Origin of the sequence: Stutzerimonas sp. R40042 (assembly GCF_026642215.1) — a bacterium.
Classification (GTDB): domain Bacteria; phylum Pseudomonadota; class Gammaproteobacteria; order Pseudomonadales; family Pseudomonadaceae; genus Stutzerimonas; species Stutzerimonas frequens.
The window spans coordinates 781,262-800,662 of the sequence record NZ_CP113258.1; the positions used below are offsets into that span (position 1 = coordinate 781,262).

15 protein-coding genes, 2 tRNA genes and 3 rRNA genes are annotated in these 19,401 nt (G+C 56.5%); 13 read left to right on the forward strand and 7 right to left on the reverse strand.

Annotated elements, in window-relative coordinates:
* Window positions 1-13: 13 nt before the first annotated feature.
* On the reverse strand, window positions 14-658 hold the full coding sequence (gene crp, locus OUY36_RS03525; protein WP_037037793.1) for a cAMP-activated global transcriptional regulator CRP: 645 nt from the start codon (window positions 656-658) through the stop codon (window positions 14-16).
* Window positions 659-870: 212 nt separating this feature from the next.
* On the opposite strand from crp, the gene OUY36_RS03530 reads away from it, so the two are divergent.
* Complete coding sequence (locus OUY36_RS03530; RefSeq protein ID WP_063539674.1) at window positions 871-1,293, forward strand: OsmC family protein; 423 nt, start codon at window positions 871-873, stop codon at window positions 1,291-1,293.
* Window positions 1,294-1,370: 77 nt separating this feature from the next.
* On the opposite strand, the gene coq7 is transcribed toward OUY36_RS03530, so the two are convergent.
* Window positions 1,371-2,018, reverse strand: a complete 648-nt coding sequence (gene coq7, locus OUY36_RS03535; RefSeq protein WP_063539675.1) for a 2-polyprenyl-3-methyl-6-methoxy-1,4-benzoquinone monooxygenase — start codon at window positions 2,016-2,018, stop codon at window positions 1,371-1,373.
* A gap of 62 nt (window positions 2,019-2,080) precedes the next feature.
* On the reverse strand, window positions 2,081-2,422 hold the full coding sequence (locus tag OUY36_RS03540) for a histidine triad nucleotide-binding protein (RefSeq protein ID WP_063539676.1): 342 nt from the start codon (window positions 2,420-2,422) through the stop codon (window positions 2,081-2,083).
* Between the two features lie 78 nt (window positions 2,423-2,500).
* Here OUY36_RS03540 and OUY36_RS03545 point away from each other — a divergent pair, with 78 nt between their 5' ends.
* A complete protein-coding gene (locus OUY36_RS03545) occupies window positions 2,501-3,976 on the forward strand; it encodes an AAA family ATPase (protein WP_063539677.1) in 1,476 nt (491 codons plus the stop codon).
* A gap of 13 nt (window positions 3,977-3,989) precedes the next feature.
* Here OUY36_RS03545 and OUY36_RS03550 read toward each other — a convergent pair whose 3' ends face one another.
* Together OUY36_RS03550 and hemJ are read right to left on the reverse strand one after the other, a co-directional pair.
* Window positions 3,990-4,928 (reverse strand): DUF805 domain-containing protein, encoded by a 939-nt coding sequence (locus OUY36_RS03550; RefSeq protein WP_063539678.1) that lies wholly within the window; start codon window positions 4,926-4,928, stop codon window positions 3,990-3,992.
* 110 nt (window positions 4,929-5,038) lie between these two features.
* Window positions 5,039-5,467, reverse strand: coding sequence for a protoporphyrinogen oxidase HemJ (gene hemJ, locus OUY36_RS03555; protein WP_063539679.1), 429 nt, complete (start codon window positions 5,465-5,467; stop codon window positions 5,039-5,041).
* 129 nt (window positions 5,468-5,596) lie between these two features.
* Here hemJ and argC point away from each other — a divergent pair, with 129 nt between their 5' ends.
* Together argC and erpA are read left to right on the forward strand one after the other, a co-directional pair.
* Window positions 5,597-6,631, forward strand: coding sequence for an N-acetyl-gamma-glutamyl-phosphate reductase (argC, locus tag OUY36_RS03560; protein ID WP_063539680.1), 1,035 nt, complete (start codon window positions 5,597-5,599; stop codon window positions 6,629-6,631).
* 110 nt (window positions 6,632-6,741) lie between these two features.
* Complete coding sequence (gene erpA, locus OUY36_RS03565) at window positions 6,742-7,092, forward strand: iron-sulfur cluster insertion protein ErpA (RefSeq protein WP_003296689.1); 351 nt, start codon at window positions 6,742-6,744, stop codon at window positions 7,090-7,092.
* A gap of 53 nt (window positions 7,093-7,145) precedes the next feature.
* On the opposite strand, the gene OUY36_RS03570 is transcribed toward erpA, so the two are convergent.
* Window positions 7,146-8,237 (reverse strand): anhydro-N-acetylmuramic acid kinase, encoded by a 1,092-nt coding sequence (locus OUY36_RS03570; RefSeq protein WP_063539681.1) that lies wholly within the window; start codon window positions 8,235-8,237, stop codon window positions 7,146-7,148.
* 2 nt (window positions 8,238-8,239) lie between these two features.
* Window positions 8,240-9,652, reverse strand: a complete 1,413-nt coding sequence (locus OUY36_RS03575; protein ID WP_081253718.1) for a peptidoglycan DD-metalloendopeptidase family protein — start codon at window positions 9,650-9,652, stop codon at window positions 8,240-8,242.
* Window positions 9,653-9,821: 169 nt separating this feature from the next.
* Here OUY36_RS03575 and tyrS point away from each other — a divergent pair, with 169 nt between their 5' ends.
* From tyrS to OUY36_RS03620, 9 genes are all read left to right on the forward strand, one after another.
* On the forward strand, window positions 9,822-11,021 hold the full coding sequence (tyrS, locus tag OUY36_RS03580) for a tyrosine--tRNA ligase (RefSeq protein WP_063539682.1): 1,200 nt from the start codon (window positions 9,822-9,824) through the stop codon (window positions 11,019-11,021).
* 565 nt (window positions 11,022-11,586) lie between these two features.
* Window positions 11,587-13,123 (forward strand): 16S ribosomal RNA (locus tag OUY36_RS03585).
* A gap of 91 nt (window positions 13,124-13,214) precedes the next feature.
* Window positions 13,215-13,291, forward strand: a tRNA-Ile gene (locus tag OUY36_RS03590).
* A gap of 6 nt (window positions 13,292-13,297) precedes the next feature.
* Window positions 13,298-13,373: transfer RNA gene (locus OUY36_RS03595), tRNA-Ala, on the forward strand.
* Between the two features lie 255 nt (window positions 13,374-13,628).
* Window positions 13,629-16,519: ribosomal RNA gene (locus OUY36_RS03600) — 23S ribosomal RNA — on the forward strand.
* Between the two features lie 134 nt (window positions 16,520-16,653).
* A 5S ribosomal RNA gene (gene rrf, locus OUY36_RS03605) occupies window positions 16,654-16,769 on the forward strand.
* The 16S, 23S and 5S rRNA genes sit together here with 2 tRNA genes alongside, the layout of an rRNA operon.
* Before the next feature lie 120 nt (window positions 16,770-16,889).
* A complete protein-coding gene (birA, locus tag OUY36_RS03610; RefSeq protein ID WP_063544031.1) occupies window positions 16,890-17,837 on the forward strand; it encodes a bifunctional biotin--[acetyl-CoA-carboxylase] ligase/biotin operon repressor BirA in 948 nt (315 codons plus the stop codon).
* Window positions 17,834-18,574, forward strand: a complete 741-nt coding sequence (locus OUY36_RS03615; RefSeq protein ID WP_063544033.1) for a pantothenate kinase — start codon at window positions 17,834-17,836, stop codon at window positions 18,572-18,574. Before birA ends, OUY36_RS03615 begins: the two co-directional genes overlap by 4 nt.
* A gap of 24 nt (window positions 18,575-18,598) precedes the next feature.
* Window positions 18,599-19,270 carry an SPOR domain-containing protein gene (locus OUY36_RS03620; protein ID WP_063544035.1) on the forward strand — a complete coding sequence of 224 codons (672 nt, stop codon included), beginning with the start codon at window positions 18,599-18,601 and terminating at the stop codon, window positions 19,268-19,270.
* Window positions 19,271-19,401 lie beyond the last annotated feature (131 nt).

Consider the following 19,401-nt stretch of genomic DNA (forward strand, 5'->3'; position numbering starts at 1 on the left):
GCTGTGGCCTCGGTCAGCGGGTGCCGAACACCACCATGGTCTTGCCTTTCACATAGACAAGACCTTGCGACTCCAGACTCTTGAGCACTCGCCCGACCATTTCCCGGGAACAACCAACGATTCGGCCGATTTCCTGGCGGGTAATCTTGATCTGCATGCCGTCGGGATGAGTCATCGCGTCCGGCTGTTTGCACAGATCGAGCAGCGTGCGCGCGACACGGCCGGTGACATCGAGGAATGCCAAATCGCCCACCTTGCGCGTGGTATTGCGTAGACGCTCGGCCATCTGGCTGCCGAGTGCGTAGAGGATATCCGGGTCTTGCTGGGTCAGCTCGCGGAACTTCGCATAGCTCAGTTCAGCCACTTCGCATTCGGTCTTCGCGCGAACCCAGGCGCTGCGTTCTTTTTCTGCACCTTCTTTCTCGAAAAGCCCCATCTCTCCGAAGAAATCGCCAGCGTTCAGGTACGCGATGATCATCTCGCGGCCGTCATCGTCCTCGATGAGAATGGTGACCGAGCCTTTGACGATGAAAAATAGCGACTCACAACGGTCGCCAGCATAGATGATGGTGCTTTTTGCCGTGTACCGCCGTCTATGGCAGTGCGCGAGCAACTTGTCGATATTCTTTATCTTGGGCGTAAGAGTGATAGCTACCATGCTGTGGGTCCCGGATAAGTACTTAATAAAGGCTGATTATTGTTATAAGTCGCTGTCATTCAGCTGTCGCCAGCTTAACAGACGCAGGTGCGCCGGCAACAAGTTGCGACAATCGAAACGAGAGGGTCAACGCACCTTTAGTCGCGTGCCCCGTCGCGGCCGATCCTGAGGGCCATGGTAAGCTATTTGCCCTGTTTTTTATGGAGCTGACGATGAAAGCGCGCATTCAATGGGTCGATGGCGCCATGTTTCTCGGTGAGTCTGGCAGCGGCCATGTCGTTGTGATGGACGGACCGCCCGAGAGCGGTGGTCGCAATCTCGGGGTGCGACCGATGGAGATGTTGCTGCTGGGCCTTGGCGGTTGCAGCAACTTCGATGTGGTCAGCATCCTCAAGAAGTCCCGCCAGGCGGTGGAAAGTTGTGAAGCCTTCGTGGAAGCCGAGCGGGCGTCGGAGGATCCGAAGGTATTCACGCGCATCCATTTGCGCTTCGTCGTCAAGGGACGCGGTTTGAAGGAGGCGCACGTCAAGCGGGCGGTTGAGCTATCGGCCGAGAAATACTGCTCGGCATCCATCATGCTCGGTCGTGCAGGTGTGGAGATCAGCCACTCATACGAAATCGTCGAGCTGGGATGAGCCGTTAGCACCGGCCCGTACGGTTGGCTTTATTGCCGAGCCAGGTCTCGTGAGTTCCATGGACCTGGCTGGTCCGGTCAGATTCGATAAGTGGCTTTGGTCATGACCTTGGACATCAGGCTCATGCCGAACTTGATCGGGGCTGGAAACCGCAGACCGCCAGCCTCGATGGCTGCCGTCGAGTGCTGCGCTTCGTCCTCGCGCATCTGTTCGAGAATGGCCCGCGACTTGTCGTCCCCCGCCGGCAGTTGGCCAAGGTGCTCGTCCAGATGCTTGCAGACCTGATCTTCGGTGGCGGCGACGAAGCCGAGGCTGATGCGATCGCTGATCAGCCCGGCGGACGCGCCGATCCCGAAGGACAGCCCGTAGAACAGTGGGTTGAGCACGCTGGTATGACTGCCCAGTTGCCGTATCCGTTGTTCACACCAGGCCAGGTGATCGATTTCCTCGTCCGCGGCCTGTTCCATTGCCTGACGTACCTGCGGCAACCGCGCCGTCAGCGCCTGTCCCTGATACAGCGCCTGGGCGCAGACTTCGCCGGTATGGTTGATGCGCATCAGTCCGGCGACGTGCCGTGTTTCGCTCTCGGTGAGTTCGCTGTCGTTCTTCAGCACGGCCGGAGAAGGCCTCGATGGCTGCCCGCTAAACGGTAGCAAGGTACGGAGCGCGGCGTCGGCCTGCATCAAGAGGCGGTCGGCTGGGGAGTAGTGACGTTGGCTGGACATGGTTCCCTCCTGGAGAGGTGAGGCCGATAACGAGGTTATCGATAACTTTATCAGTGTGGCCGTCAGCCCGGCGGCCAATGCATCTGACGTTTTCCCAACACGTGCATATGGATGTGATGGACCGTCTGGCCACCCAGATCGTTGCAATTGACGACCACCCGAAAGCCGTCCTGACACCCTTGCTCACTAGCCAGTCGCTGGGCGGTGAAAAGCATATGCCCTGCCAGCGCGTTGTCCGTCTCCGCGTCTAGGTCGTGCAGCGTAGCGATGTGCTTCTTCGGAATCAGCAGAAAGTGTACTGGTGCCTGAGCGGCGATATCGTGGAAGGCGATAATCTGATCGTCTTCGTAGAGCTTGCGCGCGGGAATTTCCCCGACCACGATCTTGCAAAAAAGACAATCCATGACGGTTCTCCGAGGAGAGATCGGTCGCACAGTGTATCAGGGCATCCAGGCCGGAGTGAGCCTGCGCAGGGAGATGGCGTGAGAAACGATATTCATGATCTGGGCCTGGTCCTGGAGTCGCGGGTCAAGCTGGTGCTGGTCGAGTCATGGGATGAGCGGAGAGTGCTCGAGACTTTGACCGGGCTTGCCGTTCGGCGCGGTGTGGGCCTGTATGTCTGGGCTGCCACCGAAGGACTGCGGCACCTGGCGTTTGGTGGGGAGCTGCACGGCGGAGAAGACAGCCGCAAGCCCGCAAGCGCACTGGAACTGGTGAAGCATGATCCACTCGCCAATCTTTACGTGTTCTGCGATCTGCACCCCTATCTCGATGATCCTGTCCTGGTCCGCCTGCTCAAGGACATCGCGATGAAGGAGTCGTCCTCGGCGCCTACGGTCGTGCTGGTATCCCATGCGCTCAAGCTTCCGCCGGAGGTACAGCGTTACTCGTCTCGCTTCAGCCTGTCCCTGCCTGTCGAGGAGGAGCTGCTGGCCATCGTCCGCGAGGAAGCGACCCGCTGGAGCGAACGCAACCGTGGCGCGCGGGTGCGTACGGATAACCGTACGTTGCAGCAGGTCGTGAAGAACCTACGAGGTCTGAGCCATGCCGAGGCGCGCGCACTGGCGCGGAATCTGATCTGCGATGACGGCGCCATTACTCAGGAAGATCTTCCGGAGCTCAATCGCAGCAAGTTCCAGCTGCTGGATCTGGACGGTGTGCTGGGCTTCGAACACGAGACGGCCCGTTTCGCGGAAGTCGGCGGGCTGGGGAACTTCAAGCGCTGGCTGGCGGCGCGCCAGGCGGCCTTCTTGTCCGAGACCGACGACCGCCCGCGCGGCGTCATGCTCGTCGGCGTCCAGGGTGGCGGCAAGAGCCTGGCCGCCAAGGCCGTAGCGGGGCTGTGGGGGCTGCCACTGCTGCGCCTGGATTTTGCCTGCCTGTACAACAAGTATTTCGGGGAAACCGAGCGGAATTTGCGGGAAGCACTCGCGCTGGCCGAACAGATGGCGCCGTGCGTGCTATGGATGGATGAGATCGAAAAAGGGTTGGCGGTCGGAGATATGGATGGCGGGGTAAGCCAGCGAGTGCTGGGCACGCTATTGACCTGGATGGCTGAGCGCGCTGCGCCGGTCTTCCTGGTCGCCACTGCCAATGCGATCAAGCGGCTGCCCCCCGAACTGCTGCGAAAGGGGCGCTTTGACGAACTGTTCTTCGTCGACTTGCCGGATGCAGCCACGCGCATCGACATATTTCGCATCCATCTCGAACGGCGCGAGCTGGCACCCGACACATTGGAGCTTGCATCGCTGGCCGAAGCCAGCGATGGTTTCTCTGGTGCCGAGATTGAGCAGGTGGTCGTGAGTGCGGTCTACGCGGCCCAGGCACAACAGCGACAGGTCGATCAGGCCATGTTGCTCGATTGCATCCGCACCACCTCGCCGCTATCGGTTGTCATGGCCGAAGAGCTCGCGGCGCTACGCCACTGGGCGAGCGGACGGACAGTGTGCGCCGACTAAGCTACGTGGGCCTTCAGCCTATTTCGCGGGACAGGCTCAGCAGCGTCGGTAGCGCTGCTACACCGACAAGGATCAGTACCAGCCACAGCGCGGCGAGTAACTTCACGGCGCGACTGTTAGGGGGAGGCGGCGACCCATATCGATTGGCTTCCTTGGTGCCTGGCACCAGTAGCATGGCGAAGGGAAAGAGGCTGCCTATTACAGGCACCAGGTTCAGCAGAATCAACCAGCCGGACCAGCCAAAATCATGCAGACGCTGTACGCCGATCAGCACGCTGACGACCGCGATCGCAACGCCTGCCAGAGCCATGCAAACCAGGCCGGCGGTAGGTGACATGGCCATGATGATGGCCGCGAGCCCGAACAGCCCCGCTCCGGCGAACATGATGACCATCGACCACGCGAGATAGCGCAGGCGTCCGATCCGCCCTGACACCGAAAGGGGTTTGAGTTCGCCGTGCAGCGGCAGGGTTTCATCAACGTCGGCAGCTGGCGGCGCATAGGGCGAGTTCGGGGGCGCGGCAGCAGAGGGCATGTTCTGCTGTAGTAACGACTGGCGAGCCAGATACTTATCGAAAACAATGCCGCACGCCTGGCAGATGGAGGCTCGCTCCTGCACATGGCCGCACTTCGGGCATGCCATGGTCCCGACTACGGCCTGGTCAGTCGGGTTAGCGGTATCCTCGTGCATCTGCACCAGGCTGAGCTCTCGGGCGGGCTGCTCCTGAGCCTTGTGGGCCTTTGCCCCGGCACGCTGCAGTGCGGCAAGGTACTTATCCGCCTCCGTCCTGGTGAGTCGGCGCTTGAGGACCGTGGCCTCCCCGCCGAAAAGCTTGTCGATCTTGCCGGTGTCGGTTTTGAACAACGCCGCCAGGTTTTCCTTGACGGTCTGCTGATTCATCCCGGATTCAAGCTCGCCTTTGAAAACGATTCTGTACTGAGCTTCTTGCATGCGGCATCCATGTCACGACCTTGTTGGCGAGAACAGTAGAGCGCTGTTCTCGCCTGGGCAAGGTGGTTCAATCAGGACCCTGCGCCGGATAACAGATTCTTTTCGGGAGATCAGAACGGCCTGACTACGACCAGAATGACGATGGCGACAAGGAACAGGACTGGCACTTCGTTGAACCAGCGATAGAACACATGACCGCGCATGTTCTCGTCACGGGCGAAGCGCTTGAGTTGGGCGCCGCAGATGTGGTGATAGCCGATCAGGAGCGCCACCAATGCTAGTTTGGCATGCAGCCAGCCGCCGGTACTGAACAGGCTAGGGTTGAGCACGATCATCCATATCCCTAAACCAAGGGTCGCGATCATCGATGGCAGCATGATGCCGCGATACAGCTTGCGTTCCATCACCTTGAAACGCTCCCGACTAGGCTGGTCTTCGCTCATTGCGTGATAGACGAATAGCCGGGGCAGGTAGAATAAGCCGGCGAACCAACAGACTACCGCAATGATGTGCAGCGCTTTGAGCCAGAGGTAAAGCATCGATTGAATCCTTCAAGGACAGGTGCGTCGATATTAGAGGCTGGGGAAAGGCCCGTCATCCCGGCGGTTGGCCCGAAACCAAAGCAGCTTTATCATCGCGTTCTTTCTGGATCCAGTTGAGGGCAGGGCATGATCAAGGTCGGTATCGTTGGCGGCACAGGCTATACAGGCGTGGAGTTGCTTCGCCTGCTCGCCCAGCATCCCCAAGCCGAAGTGGCAGTCATCACTTCTCGCTCAGAGAATGGCGTCAAGGTGACTGACATGTATCCGAACCTGCGAGGCCACTATGATGGCCTTGCTTTCAGCGTTCCCGACACGACCACGCTGGGCGACTGTGATGTCGTGTTTTTTGCTACGCCGCATGGTGTGGCGCACGCGCTTGCCGGCGAGCTTCTGGCAGCCGGCACCCGTGTCATTGACCTCTCTGCTGATTTCCGATTGCAGGATGCAGACGAATGGGCCAAATGGTACGGCCAGCCTCACGGGGCGCCCGAGCTGCTACCTGAGGCGGTGTACGGTTTGCCGGAGGTCAACCGGGAGCAGATAAAGAGCGCACGGCTCATTGCCGTTCCTGGTTGTTATCCCACGGCTACGCAACTTGGTTTCATTCCTCTGCTCGAGCAAGGGCTGGCCGACGCGTCGCGTTTGATTGCAGACTGTAAGTCGGGTGTCAGCGGTGCCGGCCGTGCGGCGAAGATCGGCTCCTTGTTCGCCGAGGCAGGCGAAAGCATGATGGCCTATGGGGTGAAAGGTCACCGGCATCTTCCTGAGATCAGCCAAGGCCTGCGTCGGGCCGCCAATGCTGATGTCGGACTCACCTTTGTCCCGCATCTGACGCCGATGATTCGCGGTATTCACGCCACGCTATACGCAACGGTAACTGACGCATCGGTCGATCTGCAGAAGCTGTATGAGCAGCGTTATGCCAATGAACCCTTTGTCGACGTAATGCCTGCCGGGAGCCACCCCGAGACGCGCAGTGTGCGTGGGGCGAATGTTTGCCGGATTGCTGTGCATCGCCCTCAGGACGGCGACTTGGCGGTTGTGCTGTCGGTGATCGACAATCTGGTGAAGGGCGCTTCGGGTCAGGCCGTACAGAACATGAATATCCTGTTTGGCCTGGACGAGCGTACGGGCCTTGGCAATGTAGCCTTGTTACCCTGATGACGTGTCGTGCCCGACCGACTGGGCATGTCGAATAGTTGACCGGTTTTGTCGGGAAAGCCGATAATGCACCGTCAACGCAGTAGGGCGTTTTACGCCAGGAGAACCCCATGAGTGTCGAATCCTTCACGCCCACCGCCATCCAGTTCAGTCAGGGGGCTGCGAGCAAGGTGAAGAGCCTCGTCGACGAGGAAGGCAATCCGCGCTTGAAGCTGCGTGTCTTCGTTACCGGAGGGGGCTGCTCGGGTTTCCAGTATGGCTTCACGTTTGACGAGGACATCGCCGATGACGACACCGTGATCGAGCGAGAGGGCGTGAGTTTGGTGGTAGATCCCATGAGCTACCAATACCTGGCTGGTGCGGAAGTCGATTACCAGGAGGGGTTGGAAGGTTCTCGTTTCGTTATAAAGAACCCGAATGCGACTACTACCTGCGGATGTGGCCAGTCCTTCTCGATCTGAGTGCTGGTGCTGCAAGGAAAACGCCGTGCTATGCACGGCGTTTTCGTTTGGGCTCAAGCCGGGTAGATTGCGCCGAGGATTCGGTTTCCGCGTGCACCGGTCACTCGCGGGCGATTTGCAGGTATTCCTTCCAAACAACAATGGGCCAGCCAGGCGAACGCCATCGCTTCCACCCAGTCCGGCGGAACGCCGTGGCTCTGTGTGCTGAGCACTTGGCTGCGCGGGAGCAGCGCTTGCAAGCGATGCATCAATGCTTGGTTGTGCGCGCCCCCGCCGCAAACCAGTAGTTCTTCCGTGTCGGGTTGTGCTGCCATAAGTGAGTCGCAGATGCTACTGGCCGTGAGCTCCAGCAAGGTTGCCTGGACGTCTTCAGGGCGCATGGCTTCATAACGAGCGAGGTGTTCATCAAGCCAGGCAGGATTGAATAGTTCGCGTCCGGTGCTCTTGGGGCCCTTCGTCGTGAAGAACTCTTCAGCGAGCATGGCGTCCAGCAATGGTTGCACCACCGTACCCTGCGCCGCCCAGTCGCCATTACGATCGAACGGTTGCGCCATGTGGCGCCATACCCAGGCGTCCATCAAGACATTTCCGGGGCCGCAATCGAAACCGTAAGAGGGTTGGCCTGGGGACAAGAGGCTTAGGTTGCTGAAGCCACCGATGTTCAGCACTGCGCGAGCCTTGCTGCTGCCTCCAAAGACGGCCTCATGAAAGGCTGGCACCAGAGGTGCGCCCTGGCCGCCTGCAGCAACATCACGCCGGCGAAAGTCGGCAACGACATTGATGCCGGTCAGCTCAGCCAGTAGCGCAGGATTGCCAATCTGTATCGTGAAACCTCGACGCGGCTCGTGCCTAATGGTCTGTCCGTGGCTCCCGATGGCGCGTATCGCTTGCGGTGATAACCGCTGTTCGCCCAGCAAATTGAGAATTGCTTCTGCTGCCAGCTGCACCCAATGCTGCTCGGCGATGGCGCAGCGCGCCAATTCGTCTTGCCCAGGCGAGCACAGGGCAAGAAGTTCCTGGCGAAGCGATGCTGGCATGGGCACGAAGCGTGTGGCGAGCAGTCGCGTGTGGCCGCTTTGCTCGACCAGTGCGACATCCAGCCCATCCAGACTGGTACCAGACATCACGCCCAGATACAGGGGCATGTTTACTCCTGGTTAAGGGCCAGCATGGTTGCCTTCTCTTCGTCCATGCGAGCCATGAGTGGCTGGCTCAGCTGCATGAAACGCTGCTTCTCATTCTTGGCGATCGGGTCAGCCATGGGCAGCTTCAGGCCCAGCGGATCTACATGGACGCCGTCTACCTGAAACTCGTAATGCAGGTGCGGACCGGTAGAAAGACCGGTGGTGCCGATGTAGCCGATGATCTGCCCCTGCTTGACACTTGATCCATTGCGCACGCCCTTGGCGAATCCTTGCATGTGAGCGTAGAGCGTACGATAGCGTTGGCCGTGCTGAATGATCACCGTGTTTCCGTATCCCCCTTTGCGTCCGGCAAGCAGTACCTTGCCATCGCCGGCGCTCTTGATCGGGGTTCCGCGTGGTGCGGCGTAATCGACGCCTTTGTGGGCGCGGATTTTGTTCAGAATCGGATGCTTGCGGCCATTGGAGAATCGGGAGCTGATCCTGGCGAAGTCGACCGGAGTTCGAATGAACGCCTTTCGCATGCTGGTCCCGTCAGCATTGTAATAACTGGTCGCGCCATCCTTGTTGGTGTAACGGACCGCCGAGTAGGTTTTGCCTCGGTTGGTGAAGCGCGCGGCAAGAATATTGCCCGTTCCGACGCGTTCACCGTCCACGGTTTTCTCTTCGTAAAGTACTTCGAAACTGTCGCCCTTGCGAATGTCGAGTGCGAAGTCGATGTCGTAGCCGAACACGTTGGCCAGGTCCATGGTCAAATTGTGACTCAGACCGGCACGCCTCGCCGCTAGGAACAGGCTGCTATCAATCTCGCCGCGAGCATAGACCGTACCGACTTCAGGCTTTATCTGCTCCTTCTTGAAGGCATACCCGTCGGCACGTTTCTCTAGAGCAAGGGTCTCCAGGCTGTTGAGCTTGCTTCGCAGGCTCGCAAGGTCGCCTTGCTCCGTCAGCTTGAACTCAAGCGTCTGGCCGATTCTCAGTCGTGAAAACTGCTTGGCTTCCTGGCTGCTTGAGAGCACGGCATGCATAGCTGCCGGCGATAGACCAACTTTGGCGAATACCGTCGATAGCGTATCCCCATTGGCTACCACGACGGTTTTTTCGAGAGGATCCACTAGGGGTTCAACGACTTGGGCGTTCAGTTCGCCTGGCTCGCCGCCTTGCTTGGATTCGTGTGACGACCCTTGCGCCGGTGTTTGTGCGAAAGGGGAATGGTCCGTGTTCGGGAGATTCGTTTCTTGCTCCCCGATGGAATGTTCTAAAGAAGATTCCAGTTTCAGGTCGATGAAGGTCTTCTTCGCTTCTACCTCGCGTGAAGGGAACACGAGCAGAGCCAGGCTCAACAACGCAGCTACACCACTGGCAGCCAGAAGATGGCTCTTGGGGTAGTTAGGAGCTTTCGATTTGGAAGGCATCATTCGGCGTCTGGCATTTTGAACGGGAAATAACTGTCTAAAATATAAGCAAAGCCATGATGAAGCAACCCTTGCGGCGGGTGACCTGCCGGTCGGTCTGGGTCCGTGGTTTGTAAACGGCCTGCGATATTGTAAGGTTGTCGCCCTTTAATAAATGGTACGGGGCATTGCCATGAAGTCGGTTCAAGAGCAGCTATCGGTGATCAAGAGAGGCGCTGATGAGGTGCTCGTCGAGTCTGAGCTGATCGCTAAGCTCGAGCGAGGCGAGCCGCTACGCGTCAAGGCTGGATTCGATCCGACGGCTCCCGATCTTCACCTCGGTCACACGGTACTGATCAACAAGATGCGTCAGCTCCAAGACCTGGGGCATCAGGTAGTCTTCCTTATAGGTGATTTCACCGGGATGATTGGTGACCCAAGTGGCAAAAGTGCCACGAGGCCGCCGCTGACGCGCGACCAGGTGCTGGAGAATGCCGAGACCTATAAGGCTCAAGTCTTCAAGATTCTGGATCCAGCAAGAACAGAAGTGGCTTTCAACTCCACGTGGATGGATAAGCTGTCACCTGCGGACTTCATACGCCTGGCTTCCCAGTACACCGTCGCGCGCATGCTCGAGCGCGACGACTTCAGCAAGCGGTACTCGACCAATCAGCCGATTGCCATCCACGAGTTTCTCTATCCGCTGGTTCAGGGCTATGACTCAGTCGCGCTCAAAGCTGATATCGAGCTCGGCGGGACAGACCAGAAATTTAACCTGCTCATGGGGCGTGAGCTGCAGCGGGCGTACGGGCAGCCATCCCAGTGTGTAGTGACTATGCCGCTGTTGGAAGGTTTGGATGGCGTCAAGAAGATGTCCAAATCGCTCGGGAATTACGTTGGGATCCAGGAGGCTCCCGGTGTGATGTATAGCAAGCTAGTGTCGATTCCTGATTCGCTCATGTGGCGGTATTTCGAATTGCTTAGCTTCCGCTCGGAGGAGGAGATCGCCGAGTTCCGCTCTGACGTTGAGCGTGGAGCCAATCCGCGCGACATCAAGATCAAGCTGGCGGAAGAGATTGTGGCGCGTTTTCATGGCGACGAAGCGGCTGCGACGGCTCATCGCTCGGCAGGTAATAGAATGAAGGATGGCGAGCTGCCAGAGGACTTGCCCGAGATTGAGTTGGTTTCGGAGATAGACATGCCGATTGCCGCTGTTCTTAATAAGGCTGGGCTTGTTAAGAACGCCGCCATGGCGCGCGATCTGCTCGGCTCTGGTGGCGTGCGCGTCGACGGGCAGGTCGTGGATCGTGACTTCATGTTCAGGCGTGGAGTGGCGCATGTCTGCCAGGCTGGAAAGAAGTCCTTTGCTCGTGTTTCGCTCAAGTCCGAATAAAACGAAATAAACGGTTGACGCCCGTTTTCAGGCCCCTATAATGCGCACCACTTCCGGCGCAGTCCTCAAGCAAAACCTCTTGTAAATCAAAAGGTTAGCTAAATAAAGGGGTTGCGTCGGTGGCGGATTCGAGTAGAATGCGCCGCGCTGACAGGGTGGTGGTTGAGTCCTGTTGGCGACTTCGGTCGGGTCGATCGAAAGCGGTTGAAAGAGGTGGTTGACAGCGGTTTTGATCGCTGTATGATTCGCCTCCCGCTGACGAGAGATGCAGATTGATCGAGGCGGCAAGCGGTTGAGTAGAAAAGAAATTTTCGAAAAACAGCTTGACAGTAAGAAAGGCTGCTGTAGAATGCGCGGCCTCGGTTGAGACGAAAGGCTTGATCGAAACGCTCTTTAACAACTGAATCAAGCAATTCGTGTGGGTGCTTGTGAATGTAAGACTGGTAGTCGCAAGATTATCAGCATCACAAAGCAACACTCGTTTATTCGAGAGTTACTCTTTCTAGTAAAGAGATTTGCGATTGCTGAGCCAAGTTTAGGGTTTTCTCAAAACCCAAGCAGTATTGAACTGAAGAGTTTGATCATGGCTCAGATTGAACGCTGGCGGCAGGCCTAACACATGCAAGTCGAGCGGATGATTGGAGCTTGCTCCATGATTCAGCGGCGGACGGGTGAGTAATGCCTAGGAATCTGCCTGGTAGTGGGGGACAACGTTTCGAAAGGAACGCTAATACCGCATACGTCCTACGGGAGAAAGTGGGGGATCTTCGGACCTCACGCTATCAGATGAGCCTAGGTCGGATTAGCTAGTTGGTGAGGTAAAGGCTCACCAAGGCGACGATCCGTAACTGGTCTGAGAGGATGATCAGTCACACTGGAACTGAGACACGGTCCAGACTCCTACGGGAGGCAGCAGTGGGGAATATTGGACAATGGGCGAAAGCCTGATCCAGCCATGCCGCGTGTGTGAAGAAGGTCTTCGGATTGTAAAGCACTTTAAGTTGGGAGGAAGGGCAGTAAGTTAATACCTTGCTGTTTTGACGTTACCGACAGAATAAGCACCGGCTAACTTCGTGCCAGCAGCCGCGGTAATACGAAGGGTGCAAGCGTTAATCGGAATTACTGGGCGTAAAGCGCGCGTAGGTGGTTCGTTAAGTTGGATGTGAAAGCCCCGGGCTCAACCTGGGAACTGCATCCAAAACTGGCGAGCTAGAGTATGGCAGAGGGTGGTGGAATTTCCTGTGTAGCGGTGAAATGCGTAGATATAGGAAGGAACACCAGTGGCGAAGGCGACCACCTGGGCTAATACTGACACTGAGGTGCGAAAGCGTGGGGAGCAAACAGGATTAGATACCCTGGTAGTCCACGCCGTAAACGATGTCGACTAGCCGTTGGGATCCTTGAGATCTTAGTGGCGCAGCTAACGCATTAAGTCGACCGCCTGGGGAGTACGGCCGCAAGGTTAAAACTCAAATGAATTGACGGGGGCCCGCACAAGCGGTGGAGCATGTGGTTTAATTCGAAGCAACGCGAAGAACCTTACCAGGCCTTGACATGCAGAGAACTTTCCAGAGATGGATTGGTGCCTTCGGGAACTCTGACACAGGTGCTGCATGGCTGTCGTCAGCTCGTGTCGTGAGATGTTGGGTTAAGTCCCGTAACGAGCGCAACCCTTGTCCTTAGTTACCAGCACGTTAAGGTGGGCACTCTAAGGAGACTGCCGGTGACAAACCGGAGGAAGGTGGGGATGACGTCAAGTCATCATGGCCCTTACGGCCTGGGCTACACACGTGCTACAATGGTCGGTACAAAGGGTTGCCAAGCCGCGAGGTGGAGCTAATCCCATAAAACCGATCGTAGTCCGGATCGCAGTCTGCAACTCGACTGCGTGAAGTCGGAATCGCTAGTAATCGTGAATCAGAATGTCACGGTGAATACGTTCCCGGGCCTTGTACACACCGCCCGTCACACCATGGGAGTGGGTTGCTCCAGAAGTAGCTAGTCTAACCTTCGGGGGGACGGTTACCACGGAGTGATTCATGACTGGGGTGAAGTCGTAACAAGGTAGCCGTAGGGGAACCTGCGGCTGGATCACCTCCTTAATCGAAGACACCGGCTTCGTCATAAGCTCCCACACGAATTGCTTGATTCACTTGCGAAAGGCGATTGGGTTTAGACCCGAGAGTAACGATTGGGTCTGTAGCTCAGTTGGTTAGAGCGCACCCCTGATAAGGGTGAGGTCGGCAGTTCGAATCTGCCCAGACCCACCAATCGAAGGGGCCATAGCTCAGCTGGGAGAGCGCCTGCTTTGCACGCAGGAGGTCAGCGGTTCGATCCCGCTTGGCTCCACCATTAACTCTAGTCGCCGAAAGCTCAGAAATGAGTGTTTACCAGGACGGTTGTTGATCGCCTGGGTTGAGCATTGATTTCTGGACTTTGCGCCAGAACTGTTCTTTAAAAATTTGGGTATGTGATAGAAGTAGACCGATGTGTTGCTTTCACTGGCAGCATGTCGCGTCAAGGTAAAATTTGCGTGTTCTCTATGCAAATTTTCGGCGAATGTCGTCTTCACGTTATAGACAGTAACCAGATTGCTTGGGGTTATATGGTCAAGTGAAGAAGCGCATACGGTGGATGCCTTGGCAGTCAGAGGCGATGAAAGACGTGGTAGCCTGCGAAAAGCTTCGGGGAGTCGGCAAACAGACTTTGATCCGGAGATCTCTGAATGGGGGAACCCAGCCATCATAAGATGGTTATCACACACTGAATACATAGGTGTGTGAGGCGAACCAGGGGAACTGAAACATCTAAGTACCCTGAGGAAAAGAAATCAACCGAGATTCCCTTAGTAGTGGCGAGCGAACGGGGACTAGCCCTTAAGCTTCTTTGATTTTAGCGGAACGCTCTGGAAAGTGCGGCCATAGTGGGTGATAGCCCTGTACGCGAAAGGATCTTAGAAGTGAAATCGAGTAGGACGGAGCACGAGAAACTTTGTCTGAACATGGGGGGACCATCCTCCAAGGCTAAATACTACTGACTGACCGATAGTGAACCAGTACCGTGAGGGAAAGGCGAAAAGAACCCCGGAGAGGGGAGTGAAATAGAACCTGAAACCGTATGCGTACAAGCAGTGGGAGCCTACTTTGTTAGGTGACTGCGTACCTTTTGTATAATGGGTCAGCGACTTATTTTCAGTGGCGAGCTTAACCGAATAGGGGAGGCGTAGCGAAAGCGAGTCTTAATAGGGCGTCTAGTCGCTGGGAATAGACCCGAAACCGGGCGATCTATCCATGGGCAGGTTGAAGGTTAGGTAACACTGACTGGAGGACCGAACCGACTACCGTTGAAAAGTTAGCGGATGACCTGTGGATCGGAGTGAAAGGCTAATCAAGCTCGGAGATAGCTGGTTCTCCTCGAAAGCTATTTAGGTAGCGCCTCGTGTATCACTGCTGGGGGTAGAGCACTGTTTCGGCTAGGGGGTCATCCCGACTTACCAAACCGATGCAAACTCCGAATACCAGCAAGTGTCAGCACGGGAGACACACGGCGGGTGCTAACGTCCGTCGTGAAAAGGGAAACAACCCAGACCGTCAGCTAAGGTCCCAAAATCCTGGTTAAGTGGGAAACGATGTGGGAAGGCTTAGACAGCTAGGAGGTTGGCTTAGAAGCAGCCATCCTTTAAAGAAAGCGTAATAGCTCACTAGTCGAGTCGGCCTGCGCGGAAGATGTAACGGGGCTCAAACCAGGTACCGAAGCTACGGGTTCATCGCAAGATGAGCGGTAGAGGAGCGTTCTGTAAGCCTGTGAAGGTGAGTTGAGAAGCTCGCTGGAGGTATCAGAAGTGCGAATGCTGACATGAGTAACGACAATGCGAGTGAAAAACTCGCACGCCGAAAGACCAAGGGTTCCTGCGCAACGTTAATCGACGCAGGGTGAGTCGGTCCCTAAGGCGAGGCTGAAGAGCGTAGTCGATGGGAAACGGGTTAATATTCCCGTACTTCTAGTTACTGCGATGGGGGGACGGAGAAGGCTAGGCCAGCAAGGCGTTGGTTGTCCTTGTTTAAGGTGGTAGGCAGAGATCTTAGGTAAATCCGGGATCTTAATGCCGAGAGCTGATGACGAGCTTTCTTTTAGAAAGCGAAGTGGTTGATGCCATGCTTCCAGGAAAAGCCTCTAAGCTTCAGGTAACTAGGAACCGTACCCCAAACCGACACAGGTGGTTGGGTAGAGAATACCAAGGCGCTTGAGAGAACTCGGGTGAAGGAACTAGGCAAAATGGCACCGTAACTTCGGGAGAAGGTGCGCCGGTGAGGGTGAATGACTTGCTCAGTAAGCCCATGCCGGTCGAAGATACCAGGCCGCTGCGACTGTTTATTAAAAACACAGCACTCTGCAAACACGAAAGTGGACGTATAGGGTGTGACGCCTGCCCGGTGCCGGAAGGTTAATTGATGGGGTTAGCGCAAGCGAAGCTCTTGATCGAAGCCCCGGTAAACGGCGGCCGTAACTATAACGGTCCTAAGGTAGCGAAATTCCTTGTCGGGTAAGTTCCGACCTGCACGAATGGCGTAACGATGGCGGCGCTGTCTCCACCCGAGACTCAGTGAAATTGAAATCGCTGTGAAGATGCAGTGTATCCGCGGCTAGACGGAAAGACCCCGTGAACCTTTACTATAGCTTTGCACTGGACTTTGAGCTTGCTTGTGTAGGATAGGTGGGAGGCTTTGAAGCGTGGACGCCAGTTCGCGTGGAGCCATCCTTGAAATACCACCCTGGCAACCTTGAGGTTCTAACTCTGGTCCGTTATCCGGATCGAGGACAGTGTATGGTGGGTAGTTTGACTGGGGCGGTCTCCTCCTAAAGAGTAACGGAGGAGTACGAAGGTGCGCTCAGACCGGTCGGAAATCGGTCGCAGAGTATAAAGGCAAAAGCGCGCTTGACTGCGAGACAGACACGTCGAGCAGGTACGAAAGTAGGTCTTAGTGATCCGGTGGTTCTGTATGGAAGGGCCATCGCTCAACGGATAAAAGGTACTCCGGGGATAACAGGCTGATACCGCCCAAGAGTTCATATCGACGGCGGTGTTTGGCACCTCGATGTCGGCTCATCACATCCTGGGGCTGAAGCCGGTCCCAAGGGTATGGCTGTTCGCCATTTAAAGTGGTACGCGAGCTGGGTTTAGAACGTCGTGAGACAGTTCGGTCCCTATCTGCCGTGGACGTTTGAGATTTGAGAGGGGCTGCTCCTAGTACGAGAGGACCGGAGTGGACGAACCTCTGGTGTTCCGGTTGTCACGCCAGTGGCATTGCCGGGTAGCTATGTTCGGAAGAGATAACCGCTGAAAGCATCTAAGCGGGAAACTTGCCTCAAGATGAGATCTCACTGGAGCCTTGAGCCCCCTGAAGGGCCGTCGAAGACTACGACGTTGATAGGTTGGGTGTGTAAGCGCTGTGAGGCGTTGAGCTAACCAATACTAATTGCCCGTGAGGCTTGACCATATAACACCCAAACAATTTGGCTGTTAGACGGTAAGTCGACATACAGACCGAAAATCTGCACGAACACGCAATACCGATTCGATCACATACCCAATTCGCTGCAGCGGCTAAACCCCGAGGCAGCAACCGAATTGCTTGACGACCATAGAGCGTTGGAACCACCTGATCCCATCCCGAACTCAGCAGTGAAACGACGCATCGCCGATGGTAGTGTGGGGTCTCCCCATGTGAGAGTAGGTCATCGTCAAGCTCCTATCCCAAACCCCCGACCCGCATACGCGGGCCGGGGGTTTGCTTTTGCGCTGATGAAAGCTTTGTAGGCAGGCATTCCTTGTGTCGCTATTATTCGGGCCTCGTTTACGGGGGTGGCATGAATAAGCTGTTGAAGTTGCTCCAAGATGGACGGTTCCATTCTGGGCGGGAGCTGGGCGAGGCTTTGGGTGTAAGTCGTAGCGCTGTCTGGAAGCACCTCCAGCGCGTTCAAAGTGAAACGGCGCTCCTCCTTTATAAGGTTCCCGGCCGGGGTTACCGTCTGGCCGAACCTTTGTCTTTGCTCGATGAAGATAAGCTCGTCCCGCGGATGAGAGCTATGGGCTGGGCCTTACACCTGTTTGACACGATCGACTCTACGAACGCGGTAGCTCTGAGGCTTCTAGCCTCCGGTCAGGCCCCGCTGCTTGTGCTTGCAGAAGCTCAGTCTGCAGGGCGAGGGCGGCGAGGGCGACAATGGGTAAGTCCGTTTGGGCAGAACCTGTACTGCAGTGTGGCGCTAGAGGTACACGGTGGTGCTAGACAGCTGTCCGGCATGAGTCTTGTGGTCGGATTGGCTGTTATGCAGACGTTGCGCCAAATGGGGTTGCCTCAAGCAGGGCTGAAGTGGCCAAACGACGTATACGTGGATGGACGCAAAATCTCGGGGATTCTGTTGGAGCTGACTGGCGATCCCGCGGATCAATGCCATGTAGTGGCTGGCATTGGCATCAACGTTAACATGCATGAAGCCGAGGGGATCGACCAACCTTGGACATCCCTCAACGAGTGGATCGGGATGGTTGATCGAAATGAACTGGCGCTTACGCTTGCCGGCCAGCTGAAAACATATCTCGATCAGCACGCTAGCACTGGGTTCTCCGGCCTGAGAGATGAGTGGGAGGCGAGCCATATTTGGCAGCATCGCAGATGTACGCTTAGCACTGGGACGCAAGAGTTTTCGGGAACGGTGCTGGGAGTGGATCACCAGGGTGGGCTCAGACTGATGATTGACGGTGTCGAGCGTTCATTCAGCGGCGGGGAACTAAGCTTGAGGTTGGATCAATGATTCTTGAGCTGGACTGCGGTAACAGCTTGATAAAATGGCGCGTCTTGGACTCTTGTTCCGGCGTCGTTGCGGCGCAGGGAGCCTCGAGCTGTGCGGCTGGCTTATTGGGGGAGCTTGGCAGTCTGGTTCACTTGCGTATCTTGAGAGCTAGGTTGGTCAGCGTACGCAGCGACCAAGAGACCACGGAGATCTGTGCGCGCATCTCCGACGCTCTGTCTGTTCACGTTCAGAGCGCTGCCCCTGCTAGAGAGTTGGGCGGCGTAATCAATGGCTATCTTGAGTATGAGCGGCTTGGAATGGATCGCTGGCTGGCTATGGTCGGCGCTTTTCAGCTCAAGCGTGACGCCATGCTCGTGCTTGATCTGGGGACGGCGGTGACTGCTGATCTGGTGGATGCACAGGGTGTCCATCTTGGTGGTTTTATCTGTCCAGGAATTTCCCTGCTTAGGAGTCAGTTACATGCTCATACGCAGCGCATACGTTACTCCATGGATGAGGCGCCTGCTGCATCCTGCGCTCTAGAGCCCGGGCGAACCACCGTAGAGGCGGTGGAGCGAGGCTGTCTATCGATGCTCCACAGTTTTGTGTCTACACAAATTCGTCAGGCAGGCGATCGTTTTGGAGCGGCCTTCAACGTTTATGCCACTGGGGGTGATGCGGGCCTGATCAAGGATATCGGCCAGGTCCAGCGCATACCGGATCTCGTTTTTCGGGGGCTGGCAATCGCTTGCCCCTAACGCTTCTATAAGGTTGAAGGTTGCATGCGTTGGTTATTTCTTCTTTTGGTGCTGTTGAATGTTTTTTTCTGGGTTCAGCACCAATACGAGGCTCCGGTTCGAGTTAAAGAGGTCGCGCCTCTCGATTCTTACAGCCGGCTTCAGCAGAACATCACTTTGCTCAGTGAGTCCTCAGTACCCCAGCGGCGAGCCAGTTCATCATCAGCGGCCAATGATGATGGATGTCTGTTCCTTGGTGGGTTCGACGAAGAGCAGCAAGCAGAGTCTTTAGAGCAGCGTCTGCTGAGTCTGGATGTGCAGTCCGAGGTTCAGCAGGTCGACGCAGCTACCGGCGTGGATTACTGGGTCTATCTGCCCCCGCTTGCGTCCAGGCAGGCCTCGCTACGCCAGTTGCGTGAACTGCAAAGCCGCAATATTGACAGCTACATCATTACGGTAGGCGACCTGTCGAATGGTATTTCGCTTGGAATCTTCTCGCGAAAAGACTCTGCAGAAGGGGTGGTTGCTCGTTTGCGCGAGGTTGGCTATGCGGCGCTGGTTCGTGAGTTACCGCGTATGCACCGCAAGTACTGGGTGCGCGTCGCAGTCGCTAGTCGTAATCAGCTGGACGATGCCATCTTGCGAGGCTTGAAAAACGACATGCCAGAACTGCAGCATCGGCAGATGTCCTGCACAGGCGTTGCAACTTCCGAATAGTTTGCATAGAATGGCGCCCGCTTCGCAGCTAGGGTTGATTGGTTTCTTCGCGAAGCGGCTGTCGATGAAGCTAAGCTCAAGATTTATATGAGAAAATGCTTGACAGCTTGGTGGCGGATGATGAAAATGCC

Coding starts and splice junctions, on each gene's coding strand:
- argC (WP_063539680.1), top strand. CDS start 5,597: ATGATCAAGGTCGGTATCGTTGGCGGCACAGGCTATACAGGCGTGGAG.
- OUY36_RS03620 (WP_063544035.1), top strand. CDS start 18,599: ATGCGTTGGTTATTTCTTCTTTTGGTGCTGTTGAATGTTTTTTTCTGG.
- OUY36_RS03575 (WP_081253718.1), bottom strand. CDS start 9,652: ATGATGCCTTCCAAATCGAAAGCTCCTAACTACCCCAAGAGCCATCTT.
- coq7 (WP_063539675.1), bottom strand. CDS start 2,018: ATGTCCAGCCAACGTCACTACTCCCCAGCCGACCGCCTCTTGATGCAG.
- birA (WP_063544031.1), top strand. CDS start 16,890: ATGAATAAGCTGTTGAAGTTGCTCCAAGATGGACGGTTCCATTCTGGG.
- crp (WP_037037793.1), bottom strand. CDS start 658: ATGGTAGCTATCACTCTTACGCCCAAGATAAAGAATATCGACAAGTTG.
- OUY36_RS03615 (WP_063544033.1), top strand. CDS start 17,834: ATGATTCTTGAGCTGGACTGCGGTAACAGCTTGATAAAATGGCGCGTC.
- OUY36_RS03570 (WP_063539681.1), bottom strand. CDS start 8,237: ATGCCCCTGTATCTGGGCGTGATGTCTGGTACCAGTCTGGATGGGCTG.
- OUY36_RS03550 (WP_063539678.1), bottom strand. CDS start 4,928: ATGCAAGAAGCTCAGTACAGAATCGTTTTCAAAGGCGAGCTTGAATCC.
- tyrS (WP_063539682.1), top strand. CDS start 9,822: ATGAAGTCGGTTCAAGAGCAGCTATCGGTGATCAAGAGAGGCGCTGAT.
- OUY36_RS03530 (WP_063539674.1), top strand. CDS start 871: ATGAAAGCGCGCATTCAATGGGTCGATGGCGCCATGTTTCTCGGTGAG.
- OUY36_RS03540 (WP_063539676.1), bottom strand. CDS start 2,422: ATGGATTGTCTTTTTTGCAAGATCGTGGTCGGGGAAATTCCCGCGCGC.
- hemJ (WP_063539679.1), bottom strand. CDS start 5,467: ATGCTTTACCTCTGGCTCAAAGCGCTGCACATCATTGCGGTAGTCTGT.
- erpA (WP_003296689.1), top strand. CDS start 6,742: ATGAGTGTCGAATCCTTCACGCCCACCGCCATCCAGTTCAGTCAGGGG.